Raw genomic sequence first — 15,114 nt, 5'->3', positions numbered from 1 at the left:
AAATAAACAGATGAAATATTCTTTCTGCATATTCCTTGTTTTACTGTTGATTTCGTGCGATGCCACAAAAAAAGTGCCGAGCGGAAGCTACTTGCTGAACAAGGTCGAAATAGATACAGATACCAAAGGAGCCAGTGAGTCGGACCTGAAGCCTTACCTTCGGCAAAAGCCTAACTCGTCGATGTTTATTTTCGGGAAAATAAAATTGCATGCCTATAATATTCCTGAGAATGACTCCACATGGCTCAATCGCCAGTTCCTTAAGTTTGGCGAACCGCCTGTGTTGTACAGCGACCGCCTCACCGGACTTTCGATGGAACAGATCAGGCTGCAGCTGGGTAATAAAGGATATTTAAATGCAGAGGTAGATACGGTAGTAGATAAGAAAGATCGGAAAGCCAGTGTGACTTATAAAGTTACAGGTAATGACCCTTACCTGGTCAGAACCTTCAGGGACTCTATCTATTCTGTCGATAGCACAATATACAAAATACTGGATGAAAAGAAGCTCTTGAATGTGATAAAAGAAGGAGATGCTTTTGATCTGGAGGTACTGGAAAACGGACGAATAAAGATAACCAACGAACTGAGAAACAACGGATATTATAATTTCTCCAAGGAAAACTTCTATTTCCTGGCCGATACCACTGTCGGCACCCATCAGGTGGATTTGACACTGGGATTGAATAATCCTACGGACAGTACTTTGCACAGCAGCTACAGGTTTGGAGAAGTGATTGTAAATAACGGAGTCAGTTCTACCATTCTACAGGACAGTTCCAAGCATTATCTGTTGGATACCGTTCAATACAGGGATGTGAAAGTCGTACAGGAACGGGATAAGTTTATGCGTCCAGCAGCTATTTTTTACAATACCTTTATTCGTCCCACTAGGGTTTATTCCGATCAATTGGTTGAGAGAACCTATTCCTCGCTGAACCGTTTGGGCTCGGTAAGTCAAACGGCAATCAATTTAACACCGGTTGTAGTAAACGATTCTAATTATATTAACGCTAATATTTCCATTTATCCGGGAAATATGCATTTTATGCAGTTTGGTATTGATGGAACACATGCTGCTGGAGACTTGGGTATAGCGACAGATGCAACCTACGAACATAAAAATATATTGAAGGGTGGGGAAACTTTTCGCATCAAGCTGAACGGAGCCTACGAGTTCATCACGGCATCCGATAGCGCCAGCCTTATTGATAAAAGTTATTACGAATACGGTGCGGAAGCATTTTTATCGATACCTCAGCTCCTGTTGCCTTGGGTGATGAAGCAATTGAGAGATCAACCTTCGGCATCTACAGAATTCTCTGTCGGAGTTAATTTTCAAAACAGGAGTGAATACCTGCGCCAGTTTTTCAACCTTTCGTCCCGCCTTCAGTGGGCTCGCCGTAACTGGCAGGTAACCAATGTGGTAGAGCCTCTGGATATTACGTATGTGAGAATGCCCCGGATGAGCGAAAAGTTCAAAAATGCGTATATGAACGATAGCATCAATCCCATTTTAAAAGCCAGTTATGAAGAACAGATGATTGTCCGTACAGCATACAACGTCAGCTATACAAACGTGTCTTCCGGACAGTTACCACCCCGGTTACCCTTTCGTGTGCGTGCCGGAATAGAAGTCGCGGGTTATCTTCCCCGTATAGTGGCAGCGATGGGTGGAACACGAAAGAACACATCGGGCAGGGAAATGTTTTTGGGAATACCTTATGCCGAGTACGTGAAAACCGATTTCGATTTTGCTCCTGCTTACCGGTGGAACGACAAAAATACATTGGCCGGACATATTGCGCTTGGTATGGCTTATCCTTACGGAAATTCCATTGTCCTGCCTTTTGAAAAACGATATTACGGCGGCGGGGCGAATGGTGTGAGAGGATGGAGTACGCGAACACTTGGTCCCGGAACTTATAACAACGATAGTTTAGGTTACGATTTCGCCAACAAGACCGGTGATATTAAATTGGACATGAGCCTGGAGTTTCGAAGAAAATTGACGAAGCTTTTTGAACTGGCCGGTTTTGTTGATGTTGGAAACGTATGGACGATAAAAGATTACAACTCACAACCCGGAGGTTATTTTAGTTGGAACAGTTTCTATAAAGAACTTGCAGCTGCATACGGAATGGGTATCCGGCTCGATTTGAATTTCCTCTTACTGCGCGTCGATCTGGGAATGAAAGCCCATAACCCAGCCTTGCCTGAAGGGCAACGGTGGACTATCTTCAGTCCCGATTTTCACCGTGACTTTGCCTTCCATTTTGCTATCGGATATCCGTTCTGATACCTGGTGCATAGTTTAACGATGAAGGAGGGCTGTCTGCGGAGCTGTTTCCCCACAACTTGTTTGGCGTTTTCCTCATTTCCAGTTCCAATATGCTCCCGTTAATGATATCGTCGTGAGTAAACCAAGGTTTGTTTAAGGTTTTTCCGTTTATAAACGCCTGTTGGATATAGATGTTCTCACCGGTGTTGCCTTTCGCAATTATCCTGAACACTTTTCCGTTCGGCAGATTTATTTTTATCTCGTTAAACACGGGGCTTCCTATATTATAAACCGGGATGCCGGGTGTGACCGGAAAAAATCCCATCATCGACAAAACTACAAAAGCCGACATTCCTCCACCGTCTTCATCTCCGGGTATGCCGAAGATATTGTCCAGAAAGAATGTGTCCAGTAACATCCTTATTCTTTTCTGGGTCTTCCAGGGAACTCCTAAATAATTGTAGATATAGGGAATGTGAAAACTGGGCTCGTTGCCCATAACAAATTGTCCTACAAGCCCCGATGCGTCGGGTTGAGTGAGCCAAAACCTGAACTTCGGCAATCCTAAATCTTCCCGGAAAAGCTGATCTAGTTTTAATTCTGCCGCCTTACGCCCGCCCATCAGTTCAAATAAGCCTTCAAGATCGTGTTTCACATCCCAATTGTAAGTATAGGCATTGTTTTCGGTAAAATACTCTCTTCCTGCAAAACGGGGATCGTAAGGTTCAATCCAGTTTCCCCGTTTGTCTTTCGGCCACATAAACCCCCTTTCTGCACGAAACACATTTTTATAGTTCTCCGCCCGTTTTAAAAAAAGGTCTCTTTCTTGCATCAGCTTTAATTCCGAGGCCAGTTGCGCGATACACCAGTCTGAATAGCTGTTGGCAGTTGTGACGGAAACGCTTTGTCGTTTTTCCCAAACGGTGTCTACTGTCGAAACGGTCTCTCTTTCCCCCGGAGGTAGTCCGGGCATATAACCGTTTTCGTTGTAAAAATCGTCCAACACTGTTTTTGGCCCGTTTCTCCACGGTATCAGTGTGGCGTTCAGGGAATTTTTCCTAAGCCCTTCGTAAGCTGTTTTCAGGTCAAAGTTTCTCAACCCTTTGTGCCATGCATCCGCTATCCAGGAAGCGGCAAAATTCCCGGTCATTGCCGGCCAGTCCCCCGTCGCCAAGGCAAATGAGGGTATATATCCGCCCTGCTTGTACATTTGGATATATGAGTTTATCTGGTTGATCTCTCTATCTGGATTCAGTATCATGTGCAAGGGTTCCAGCGCTATGTAATTATCCCAAATCCAATTGTCTACGTAAAAAGGGGTGTCGGATGAATGAATCTTATTGTCGTAAGCACTGTAATAACTTCCGTACTCATTGATATCAACCATTCTTTCGTAAGAGCGGTATAAAGCCGTATAGAACACTCTTTTTTGTGCGTCGGATCCGCCCTTGACCTGTATTTGACTCAATGTCTTGTCCCAAACCGCATAGGCATTCTTTTTTACTTTCTCGAAGTCCCATTCCGGAATTTCTTTCAACAGGTTTTTTTTCGCTTGTTCAATGCTGATAAAAGAGATTCCATATTTGAAGGATACTTTTTTGTTTTGTTTTCCTACACCTGCTAGTAACCACATTTTATCCGATGAATTCCTGTATTCTTTGGAAACAATATCCGTATCAGTTTCTCCGTAAAAGAAGATTTTTATTCCTTCAAACTCTTCGAATCCCGAAACATTTCTGGAGTTGCTAACCCATATTTCTCCTTTGTCGTTGAAAATGCCGAACCTTAAATAATGATCCATGTTATTTTTGAAATGAACCTTGAAATAACCGCTCCGGCTCTGCGGCGAGAATTCAAGCAAATCGCCTGATTCCTCGAAGGAGGTGGTGTAGTAGTAGGGGCTGAGCTTTTCCTGAAAATAAGTTAACCGGGTGTTCCATGTTTCCGGATTCTTTTCACCGCTTAACGGCAGGAAGGCAAAAGCCAAGTGCCTTCGATGAGAAGTAAGGGTTAAAGGAAAATTACCTATTTGATCATCGAGATGGTCCCTTCGTTGGGGGAAAAACCTGAGCATGCTGTTGGGCAAGTGCACTGTCGGCCTCGTAGGCTCTAAAATAATTCCGACACCGCCAATCGACGGGTCTACGTAGGGCAGGTTGGATTGGGAAAAGCCTTTCAAAAAAAGGAAAAATAGAGAACTTAAAAACAGATACCTGAACATACTTGTAATTATTTAACGTTTGACGTTTATAGAACTTTTCACCTTTTCAGCCAATTCCTGATCAAATACCGGATCTATTCCGCACACTTTTTGCAATGTATAATCGATTCCCTGAGAGAGGAGTTTTTCAAAAACGATGTCCTGTTCCGACCTGTGGCCGTTTTCATCCGTTGCTTTAAAGAAAAAAGCGTACGACATGGCTTCCAGGATTTTGTCATAAGGCATTCTCAACGGGATGGCCAGACGGATTATTCCCATAAACCTGTCATCGGGGCCTAATTTTCTGGGAATATCCTGTCCAACCCGGAATAGGGTGTCTTTCAACGACCTGTTCCGAAACCTGAATAGTAAATCCTCAATGTGAACGGATAGATCTCTTGGTGTAAAATCGTCTGGATATATTTTCAAAAGAACGGCAGCAGACTGAAGCATAGCCTCCCTTGTAAACTCTATTACGTGTGTGTCTTCCAAAACTTCATAGAGGTAGGTAGAACCGGGATATTTAAAAAAACCATAATAAGCAGCAGTGGCATGTCCCAAATTATGAATAAATGCTTTTCTATCGACCCATGCCCTGATGTTTTCCTTAGGAGCCAACCCCATGACGTCCGGGACTTCGTTCCTGAATCCTTTTTTATCCAGGATCAACTGGTTGTAAGGCTCCGCAAAGACCGATAGAGGATCTTTCTTTATCTCTCCGGCAGTCATAAGGGGAACCATTTTTCCAATACTTGTTTCAACCAGTCCAACATAATCGTGTAGAGGGAAATCGTCCGGGAGATTGTCTTTAAGTTCTTTATAGATCACTTCATTTGCAGAACGCATGTTCTCAGCAATGATGATATCAACCGGACCATTTTCAGAACCTTGAAAACGCTTTATTAATCCTTTGGCAAGTGTGGGAATAATTTTCGGCAACGCATTCTTGCCAACCGATACCGCTATAATGGAAGTGTTTTTTACTTCCTCGGTCACAGCTTCTTGATTGGTACCGTTAATTGCCCTTACGTTGGATATGGTTATCCTTTCCTCTTTGTCTCCTTTAATCACGACGGCATATGACTTCTCGTGGTTTAATAATGAAACCAGTTCCTCATCGATATCGGAAAAGACAACTTCGTATCCCGACAAACCAAACAGTTGCCCGATAAAAGAGCGGCCTATCTTGCCGGCGCCAAAAATTAGGATGGATTTTTTTTCCATAAGTCGTTCGTTATTTAATCTGCTTTTTGTAGTCGTTAAGAACCGGCGTCATAAGTTCGTATTTTTCACCCGGATATTTTTCAAAATAGGTGCCGCCAATATATAAGCATGCGTAACCTCCTGATACTATGCCGAGTGTGGTGGCTGCCTCCAAGTCAAGTTTCATCTTTCCCTCGTTGAGTTGAAACATCAACGAGCCAATCACGCCGCCTACGAAATTATCTCCGCAGCCTGTTGTGTCTCCGTTATAAACCTTTTCTCTTATTCTCTTCGATATAGCGTCGGAAACGGGTAATTCCCGCATTTCAACCCTCCCGAACAATTCATTTCCTGCATACAGCAAAACATTCTTTGCCCCGTTGGTAATGATAACTGCACCTGTTTGCTTCTCAATAAAAAATTGCATGGCTTTTTCAATACTTTTTTCCCCGCTCAAGCGCAATGCCTCATCTCTATCGGTAATCAAAAGATCGATGTTTGGGTAGCTTTCATCGTTTTTTCCCAATGGCCACCTTTTATGTGGATTTGCCTTTTCATTCACGAAGTCGAAAACCGTGTTAACCAGTGTAATGCATCCGTTCTCCTTCGATTGTTGAAGCAACTCAACCAGATTGTCATGTATTTGCGGCACCAGAGCGCTCCCTCCGAATACAACAATGTCCGATTTGAAAAAATCGTTATCCAGGTTTTCGGGAGAATAGTCCCAGGCCGAGCCTATAGAGTTTACAAATACCCTTTCTCCGTGCCCGTTATCGTAACTGGGGTCGGAAAGGACATCGGTTGATGGAGTCAGGTTCCCCATTTGCTTGAAATGACTGATGTTTACCGGAAGTTTTTGCAAGGAGGATAACAGGAAACTCCCGTTTTCGTCAGGCCCGTGACACCCGTAGAACTTGATTTCACTATTCAATCCAAATGTGATCTGGGCAGCATGGATAAGGGCTACGATGCAGGGTCCTCCAACATTGATTTTGTCCGGCGCTCTCCCCGCTGTCAGTTCGTTGAGGATAACTTGAAAATTCTTTTTCGTGTACTCTTCAAATTCCTCTTTCAGTACCAGGTGTCCGGGACTAAGGCCTCCGTCTCCTCTTTTTTTCGAGGAATAAGAAAGAAAAGCATTGGAATAAAAAGATACGTTGTTGTACAGCCTGTCCACCAGGCAGCATCCTGTACCGGATACTGTTATTTTCTTTTTAAGCATTCCTGTTTTACGTTAAGAGAGAAAAGTGTTGTAATCGTTGACCAATAAATAGAGTGGCTTTTCATCTTCGACAATAGTCGGAAATCTTCCGATTATTTCGTGGAAACAGTTATCAGCCGAATCATCGTTTACCATGCTTACCTCCCCGACAAGTACCTTCCCTTTCCCCGGCTCGCCATAGAAGCGATGATACATACCCTGCTCCAGAGAAATACTTTCTCCCGGTGTTAAGACTACTTTTCCTCCTGCTTCCACCCACCCTTTTATACCGTCTTTCTTAAAGTGTACGTCCGTGGTATCAAGTTGGTTGTCAAGGGTAGAATTGTAAAGCTCGATAACCAGGTTTCCTCCGCCCCGGTTAATGATGTCTTCCATTTTTGACCAATGATAGTGCATCGGGGTTTCCTGATTTTCCTCCACGATCATTATTTTTTCGGCGTACGGCTTTTTGTCTACATTGAATTTTCCGTTTCTGATGGTAAACAGAAACAATCCCCGGCTGTGAAAATCTCCTGAACCGAAGTCGGTTATGTCCCATCCCAACATGTTGTTGAAAATTTCTTCCGCATTTTTTCTGTTTTCCCTCCACTCATCTATCGTCCAATAAGCCCAGGGAGGTAACAAAAAATTTTTTTCGTGTAAAAACTCTTTCGCTTCTCTTAAGATCTGATTGATTTCACTTCGTTTCATAAATATAAATTTGATGTTTTAGTAGATTGTATCTTTCAAAAGGGTTTTCCCCATTTTTTATTGGGATAAGGACCCAGTTCCAACTCAAGTTCTCCTCCGTTTAAAAAATCAGTAACAGGAAATTGAAAACGGGACCATTTTATACCGTTCAATATGGCGTGTTGAATGTATATGTCTGCAGGATTTTTCTTTTTTACAGAAATCCTGAACAGGGTGTTTTGTAGGGGATCTGCCAAAGAGGGAAACCTCAACACTATTTTATCGAACAGGGGGCTTGTGATCTCCAACTCGGGAAATTCACCCACACATCCTTGTAAATCGAACAAGCCGATGGCCATTAACACCCCAAGCGCACCCAGCATTCCCTGATCTTCGTCACCGTTGTACCCGCTGTACGGATCCACTCCTCCAAAAGCTTTCTCCTTGACCTCGCGCACCCAGTACTGTGTTTTCCAGGGAGCTCCGGCGTGACTGAACAAATGAGCCATTGCCAGTGAAGGTTGGTTCTCATAATCAACCCAGGCAGAGCCATGTTCTCCGTGGGGAGCAATAAACCGAAAATCCTTTGCTTTTAAAAAATTTGACTCCAGCTTCTCGATGAATTTTTTGTTTCCTCCCATTTCCTGGATTAAACCTTCCATGTTTTGAGGAACATAAAAAGTATATGTAGCCGAACTTCCTTCAATAAATCCGGGGGAATTGAATTTCCCCTTTTCCACAACGGGCGTGAAATCCTTCAGCCATTCCCCTGAGACATGTCGCGGACGTGACCACCCGATTGCCGGATCGAAAACATTTCTCCAATTCTCGGAACGTTGTATGAAAAGTTTCCTGTCTTCGCTCTTTTTCAGTATCCCGGCCATCTGGGCAAGACACCAGTCCTGATAAGCATATTCAAGCGTCATTGCCGCTCCCTCGCGGTGAAAGCCCTCACCTCGCTCCCTGATCTCGATGGGTACATATCCCTTTTCGACGTACCAATCCATCCCGCCTCCCGAAGGATGCGGGCCTGCTTCGTAACCGCCCCTGTCCCTTATCCCTCCAGGGAAAGCATTTTTTCGGGCTCCGGTATAGGCACTAACGGGATCGAATGTGGCCCGTTTTGAAGACAACAGGGCGGCTATCAATGGGGTTGTGTGATCTCCCACCATGACATAGGAATAATTTCCCCCCCAGGAACAGCGGGCCATTGTCCCCGCATTCCGGTAGTAGTCAAGAAATGTTTCTACCATCCAGTTGCCGTATTCGGGATAAAGCAGTGTCCAAAAGATGTTCAGGTTCCATTGTCCTCCCCAAAGCCCGTCTCCTTCGATGAAGTGCCGGGTGGGCTTGTTATCGCTTCCCAACGGGAGTTTTCTTGCCACCGGATACATGCCTGTCCAATCCATATATGAACCATCTACATCGTCGGATATTCTTTTTGAAGCGGTATGCATCAAATCGGTGTATAGCTTTATGCGCTGTTCCCGGGTCCCTCCCTCCACCAGTACCCGGCTTAAATAGTTGTCCCACGCTTCTGCGGCATCTTTTACCACTTTGTCAAAATTCCAATGCGGTAATTCTGAGCTCAAGTTCATCCTCGCATTTTCAGTGCTGACAAAAGAGATGCCTACCTTGATGCATATCTGTTCGTTGTTTTTCAATCCTCTGTAGGTTACGTATGCGCCGATGGTATCGCCGGATATGAGATTTTCTTCAGGGCGGATTATCTTTCGGATACCTTCCTTGTTTTTCTCCCAACCGTTAAAACTGTCAAATGGCTTGTCGAATTGAGCAACAAAGAAAATCAGGTAAGGTTTTTTTCTCCTGAACGTGGGGGAGAGGAGAGAATATCCTTCAATTTCGTTTGAACTGATTTTTCTTGCGTAGGCATATGATGTTTTTGTTGCCCCCAGAGCAGCGCTTAAATCAAAGATGAAGTGGGCGGTATCTGCTGCCGGGAAAGTGTACCGATGCATTCCTACCCTACAGGTAGCGGTCAGCTCCGCCGTAATTTGAGAATCTTCGAGAAAAACTTTGTGATAACCCACCTTGACCACCTCTTTGTCGTGACTGAATTCCGACTTGCTTGCTTCAAGCCCGAGGTACCCTTTACATTCTCCCACAACCGGCATTACCGGTATACCGGCAGTTTGTCCGTTGTGCACATGTGAGAAATTCAGGATATATTTTTCGTCGTATAAATACCCTGAATTCCACATCTCGCCGTGTTTCATATCGGGAGAGAGGGAGACCATCCCAAAGGGAAGTGCCGCAGATATAAAATAATCGTACCTGGATTTGTGCGTGTCAATCAAAGGGTTTGCCAAATCTGAAGGCCTTTCCTGACTCACGGAACGGAGGTGAGGAACGGCCATAACCGATAGAATAAGTAATATTTTTAACCTGTTCATGTTGATCTTTATTGCGTGCTGACTTTTTGTCATCCCAGATAATGTCTCTTGAACTTATACCGGATGTTTCTGTCTGTTCTGCCTCTTTCCCTGATAACCAGGTTTGAGTCCTCCAACCTGATGTTATCTACTCCGTTGAAATCTTCAGGGATCCTGGCCAGAAAGGCCAGAAAAGTCTTTTCAATCGTTTCTTGGGCATCGATAAACTCATACAGGTTCCGGTCAAAGATCTTCCCTTTTTTTGCCACTACCGTGAAAGGTTCGTGTAACCCGGTAGTGCCAAATTCCATACCGAAAGCTACAGGATTGCCGTTTTCCATGGATCGCCAAAAATTAATCCAGGGATAATCCTCAACTTTCCACAGATAGCCCAACATAACCCCCAGGGTGGGATTACTTGCGGTAACCCAGCCGTAAGTTTCACGTCTGTTGTAAATGAAAGAGGATACCCTGGGCCAGGGATCCTGAAAATGCCGCAGGTCTACTTTCCCATCCTTATGAACGGCTTCAGGCCAACACAGAACAGGTTCTTCCTGATGTAAACTTCCGTCTTCCTTGTCTTCAAATCCTTTTTCGGTATTGTTATCGAATAAGGTTTTCCTGTCGAGAAAAGGCGGCGCAACGGTGACGTGTTGAACTAGGTTGAACATGCGGCCATACTTGTTGAGGTTCCTGATTTTTTCCGAAACGAAAAATAGCGGCTCTTCTCCCGACAGACTGACCTGCCGGGTTATTTCCAGTCCCCCCATCGGTAAAGTGCAACACATAACGCATTCGTTAGAAGTGCTGGTAGCAGCATGGTTTATTAGTTCCCATCGTTGACTGTTCACTTCTCCGTGATGCGTAAACCCATTTGATTTTTCGGCTTCGGAAGGAGGCCCCCAACGGTCGAAACAAAGGAAATGGCCTTTAAAAGGAGGTTGTGTCTCGTCTTTAATCACCCAGTTAATGGGATTCAAAGGCTGATCTTTCAGGTGAAAATCGGAATAAGAACCGCCATCTAAATTTATCTTCAGCAAGACGTTGTTGTTTTCTAAAATGACCATGCTTATAGATTATTTGTCCGGTATCAACTTTTTACTCAGCGCTTCCAGGGAGATCCCCCGGGTTTCAGGTACTTTCTGTAATACCCATATCAGTTGCAGCACCATCATGAAGGCAAAGAAGGCAAATATGGGCCAGGGGTTTTCCCGGAAGACACCTCTTTCGGAATCCAAAAAAACAGGAGTGATCAACGTAATGAGGGCAGCAAAGACCCAATGTATACTCGCACCGAAAGACTGGCCTTTCGCCCGGATACCGGTTGGGAATATTTCCGAAATAAAGACCCAGATAACCGTGCCTTGTCCGATAGCGTGCGATGCGCAGAACAACAACAAAAAGACCAGCAGGACCATGGATCCGGCGTGAGTATAGAAACTCCACGCAACCATTACAAGGCTTATAATGTATCCGAATGAGCCGATAATAAGTAATTTTTTCCGGCCCAGCTTATCGATAAGGTATAATCCTAAAAAAGTAAAAATGATGTTTATTCCGCCAAGCAGGATGGAGTTCATTAAGGAGTCTCTAGCTGCCAATCCGGATCGTTCCAGAATCTCGGGAGCATAGTAGAGAATAAAATTAATACCCGACCACTGATTGAAAAAAGCGATGAAGAAAGCCAACCACAGGATACGTTTGTACCGGGGGATAAAAAGGGAAGATTTTTTACGCTTCATTTGTTCCCTAATATGGTTTGCAATGGTTTGAACCTCTTCTTTCGGATGATTAATCCCTAGCCGGGTAATTATTTCTTCAGCTTCTCCCTCCCTGTTTTTCATCACCAGCCATCTTGGACTTTCGGGAACAAAGATTACCAGCAGTGCGTAAACAAGAGAAGGTATAATCATAACACCCAGCATCCAACGCCAATCGTTTGCTCCGTCAAATCCCTTTAAAAAATAATTTGAAATATATGCTATCAGCAAACCAAATACAATGTTGAACTGATACATTCCGGTAAGCTTTCCCCTGTTTGCCGGAGTAGAAATTTCCGATATATAGATGGGGGCCACAACAGAAGATATTCCGATCCCCAATCCCCCGATAAATCGAAAGAAAGAAAAAGAATAGGGGTTTGTAGCCAATGCCGTTCCTATTGTTGATAAGCTGAACAAGATCCCGACGCTGAGCAATACTTTTTTTCTTCCGAATTTTTCCGTGGGAAACCCACCGAAAATTGCTCCGATCACGGTGCCCCATAAAGCCATGGACATGATAAAAAATCCATGAAATAGTGGGGAGGTGTTCCACAGTTCCTTAATGGGTAAATTGGCTCCGGAAATGACAACCGTGTCAAACCCAAAAATGAAACCGGCCAAGGCAGCTATAAGGGAAATACCGGTTAAATTAATTCTCTTTTCAGAAACTACTGTATTTAGGTTTTGCATACATCACTAATTTAAGTTTGTCCGTTAAGGTTTGATACCGATTGTTGCAATTTCATGGGGTTTTAACTGTACAGATAGGGTTGTACCTTGTAAGGCAGGTGAAGATACACCTTGGAGGGGCATTTCTATCAGGTTCAGCCTTCGTGCCGATGTTGCCGCAACGGGTAGATTAATAGTGGCGGTTGTTGCTTTTCCTTCAGTTTCCACCATTCTGATTATAAGTTCATTGCCCTCTTCGGATTGTTTGATGCCTGTTATTGCTATGTTGGGCTGGGCTACGGAGAAGAACGATTTTTCCTCGGGTTGTGTGGCGTGGTCTTTTATCAGAGCCAGCGAGGGAGGCTCTGCTGCCAGCACGGGAACATTGTAATCATCGCCTTCTACCCATACGCCATTCTTCCAATCTCCCGCGTGAGGATAAAGTGCATAACTGATGACAAATTTGCCGAGATTGGGATAGATGTCCGGACTGCCTGCGGCTCTCATCAGCGTAAGCCGTAGTTCCCCGTCGTGATAGGAATGCCCGTATTTGGTTTTATTTAGAAGGGCTATACCGGCTTGCCCGTCGGTTACGTCCACCCATTTTTGTGCGGGCACTTCCTGTCCGTCACCTCTTTCGGGATCAACACCGTAAACATTCGATTGGGAGGTGAGGTGTCTGGGCACGGCTCCTCCCTGAAACTTACCGTTTGCCGGCCTTTCAACCACATCAAAAGGCACCTGGCAATAAAATCTTGGAGCATCAAATGCCAGTGGAAAGTGAGCCCTTAGCATGGGTGAATCGGTTGAGTCTGTTCCGGTTTCAAGCCAATGCACTTCCATTTCGTATTCGATTCTCGGATAGGAACGGTAGATGTAGGTTCTTTCGGTGAAACTCGATTTTCCCCAGTATTTAACCGTTTCAATACATGCCCTTACCGGCCCGTTTTCTACTACCTTCACGCTTCTTACATCATCTACCTCTTCTTCTTTTACAATCTTATTCAAGGTCCATGATTTCATTCCCCCTTTCTTGTCTTCTAGATACATTTTGAGGCGATTCAGTTCTTTCCCTTCCTGAACATATTCTTTCCCGTTACGTTTGTCGTACAGACTTGAGATTGATCCGGTTTTCATGTTTACTTTTACCTCAAAGAAATCTGTTTCGAATGTGTTGTTTTCGAAAGGGATCGGTTCATTGAACGTGCCCGGCTGGGTCATATCCACGTAGAACGTTTTGTATCCTCCTGCCGGCATTTCGTCAACAATGAATTGTATTTTTGAGGTGAACCCCGGAGGAGTTACCTTGGACCATACAATTTGCGCGGGATACGTTTTTCCGGAAGCATCACGAACCAAAACAGTAGGATAATTTCCCTGGCCTTTATCGATGGGAGTAATGTTTTTTGACCCGTAATAATCGCCCCAGCTTGTCGATTTTACGGAAGCAGGTTGCGTGTGAGAATAGACGTTTGCTTCCACAACCGTTTTACGCGAGACTGGCTGCAGGTTAAATGCTACCACAGGTTGTCCCATGTTGGTCTGAAATTTTATTTCGTCGGCTGTTTTCCGGAAAGCGTTGTCCCTCAGTTCCGTCGACTTCCGGAGATTTTCCATATACCGGGCAACGGCTTCTTTGTTGGCTTCGTTGATAGCCGATCCGGGAAGAATATCGTGAAACTGGTTGAATGTTTGTGTAATCCAGAGGTCGCGTATTTCTTCAGCAGGGTAGTTGTCTCCTTTCAACCAGCGTAGCGTATTAAAAAACTCGTTGCTGTACAGCATGTTCTCGTTGTTACGGTTCCCTGATTTTATTTCCGATACGGTGGTGTAACAACCTTCGAATATAAACTGCATTTCACCGTGATGCGTTGGTTTGTCTTTGGCTTCAACGGCGCTTTTCTTAAAGAAATCTTTCGCCGTTGTAAATTTTACGGCAGGATAATCAGCCATCTTATCCAGTTGATGGACCATCTCTATGTTTGCCCGGGTGGGACCTCCTCCGTGATCTCCTACGCCGGTAATTTGCAGGATCCGGTGCCCTTTGGGGTCAAATTTGGTGAGTTCATCTTTCAGTTTCAAGTTAATGTCGCCGTTATAGGTGTCGTTTGCGTAGCAAAGGACTTTAGATAAATCAGTCCCTTCCCACCAGAATGTACCGATATAAGGTTTGCACCGGTGAAAATAGAAATAATTACATCCGGCCAATTTCAATATTTGAGGCATCTGCGACACATGGCCGAAGTTATCGGGTAGCCAGCCGATGGTTGCCATTTTTCCGAAATGTTTCTGGAAGTAGCGTTGTCCAAGTAAAAAGGAACGGGTTATGGCCTCACCGGAAGAAAGATTCATATCGCCTTCGGTCCACATACCCCCAACGGGTTCAAAGCGCCCCTCTTTTACGTAGTTTTTAACTTCTTCAAACAACGGAGGATCTACTTTTTCCACGAAGTTGTAAACAGAGGCCTGGCTCTGAATCATGGTATAATCGGGAAATTCCTTCATAAAAGCGACGGCTTGCCTGAGATTGTCGTTGCACATTTTCATGGTTTCGGAGTAAGTCCATAGCCAGTTCATATCCATGTGGGCATGTCCTACGACATGGATGGTATCTTTCTTTGATACGTCGGGAACAAGAGGTTCGTTGAACATTGCAAAAGAGGATAACGATACCCACGAAACACAAAGGGTGATAAGAATTGCTTTCATCGTAT

General features: G+C 44.4%; 9 protein-coding genes. 1 reads left to right on the top strand and 8 read right to left on the bottom strand.

Translation table 11 applies throughout. From position 1 onward, the window contains the following. The first annotated feature begins 10 nt into the window (after window positions 1-10). On the top strand, window positions 11-2,299 hold the full coding sequence (locus AACM02_RS12840; protein WP_332456148.1) for a BamA/TamA family outer membrane protein: 2,289 nt from the start codon (window positions 11-13) through the stop codon (window positions 2,297-2,299). On the opposite strand, the gene AACM02_RS12835 is transcribed toward AACM02_RS12840, so the two are convergent. From AACM02_RS12835 to AACM02_RS12800, 8 genes are read right to left on the bottom strand one after another with little or no spacing between them, the layout of a single operon-like run. Then, window positions 2,280-4,460, bottom strand: a complete 2,181-nt coding sequence (locus AACM02_RS12835; RefSeq protein ID WP_339117188.1) for a GH92 family glycosyl hydrolase — start codon at window positions 4,458-4,460, stop codon at window positions 2,280-2,282. The genes AACM02_RS12840 and AACM02_RS12835 overlap by 20 nt on opposite strands. A 54-nt stretch (window positions 4,461-4,514) precedes the next feature. Continuing rightward, window positions 4,515-5,705, bottom strand: a complete 1,191-nt coding sequence (locus tag AACM02_RS12830; protein WP_214062540.1) for a hypothetical protein — start codon at window positions 5,703-5,705, stop codon at window positions 4,515-4,517. Window positions 5,706-5,715: 10 nt separating this feature from the next. Further along, on the bottom strand, window positions 5,716-6,906 hold the full coding sequence (locus AACM02_RS12825; protein WP_214062541.1) for a carbohydrate kinase family protein: 1,191 nt from the start codon (window positions 6,904-6,906) through the stop codon (window positions 5,716-5,718). 12 nt (window positions 6,907-6,918) lie between these two features. After that, window positions 6,919-7,596 carry a D-lyxose/D-mannose family sugar isomerase gene (locus AACM02_RS12820; RefSeq protein ID WP_332456145.1) on the bottom strand — a complete coding sequence of 226 codons (678 nt, stop codon included), beginning with the start codon at window positions 7,594-7,596 and terminating at the stop codon, window positions 6,919-6,921. 35 nt (window positions 7,597-7,631) lie between these two features. Next, the gene (locus AACM02_RS12815; RefSeq protein WP_339117187.1) at window positions 7,632-9,989 is read right to left on the bottom strand and encodes a GH92 family glycosyl hydrolase; all 2,358 of its coding nucleotides are present in this window, start codon (window positions 9,987-9,989) and stop codon (window positions 7,632-7,634) included. A 29-nt stretch (window positions 9,990-10,018) separates the two neighbouring features. Beyond that, entirely contained in the window at window positions 10,019-11,035 is a 1,017-nt protein-coding gene (locus tag AACM02_RS12810; RefSeq protein ID WP_321716197.1) for a hypothetical protein, read from the bottom strand. 9 nt (window positions 11,036-11,044) lie between these two features. Next, window positions 11,045-12,421, bottom strand: coding sequence for a sugar porter family MFS transporter (locus AACM02_RS12805; RefSeq protein WP_339117186.1), 1,377 nt, complete (start codon window positions 12,419-12,421; stop codon window positions 11,045-11,047). Window positions 12,422-12,445: 24 nt separating this feature from the next. Further along, window positions 12,446-15,109 (bottom strand): glycoside hydrolase family 38 C-terminal domain-containing protein, encoded by a 2,664-nt coding sequence (locus AACM02_RS12800; RefSeq protein ID WP_339117185.1) that lies wholly within the window; start codon window positions 15,107-15,109, stop codon window positions 12,446-12,448. Between the last annotated feature and the right edge of the window lie 5 nt (window positions 15,110-15,114).

Source organism: Petrimonas sp., assembly GCF_963921705.1.
GTDB lineage: Bacteria > Bacteroidota > Bacteroidia > Bacteroidales > Dysgonomonadaceae > Petrimonas > Petrimonas sulfuriphila.
The sequence above is the reverse complement of the archived record's forward strand: the minus strand, read 5'-3'. Positions and strand labels throughout refer to the sequence as shown.

Coding starts and splice junctions, on each gene's coding strand:
- AACM02_RS12805 (WP_339117186.1), bottom strand. CDS start 12,421: ATGCAAAACCTAAATACAGTAGTTTCTGAAAAGAGAATTAATTTAACC.
- AACM02_RS12830 (WP_214062540.1), bottom strand. CDS start 5,705: ATGGAAAAAAAATCCATCCTAATTTTTGGCGCCGGCAAGATAGGCCGC.
- AACM02_RS12815 (WP_339117187.1), bottom strand. CDS start 9,989: ATGAACAGGTTAAAAATATTACTTATTCTATCGGTTATGGCCGTTCCT.
- AACM02_RS12800 (WP_339117185.1), bottom strand. CDS start 15,109: ATGAAAGCAATTCTTATCACCCTTTGTGTTTCGTGGGTATCGTTATCC.
- AACM02_RS12820 (WP_332456145.1), bottom strand. CDS start 7,596: ATGAAACGAAGTGAAATCAATCAGATCTTAAGAGAAGCGAAAGAGTTT.
- AACM02_RS12840 (WP_332456148.1), top strand. CDS start 11: ATGAAATATTCTTTCTGCATATTCCTTGTTTTACTGTTGATTTCGTGC.
- AACM02_RS12810 (WP_321716197.1), bottom strand. CDS start 11,035: ATGGTCATTTTAGAAAACAACAACGTCTTGCTGAAGATAAATTTAGAT.
- AACM02_RS12825 (WP_214062541.1), bottom strand. CDS start 6,906: ATGCTTAAAAAGAAAATAACAGTATCCGGTACAGGATGCTGCCTGGTG.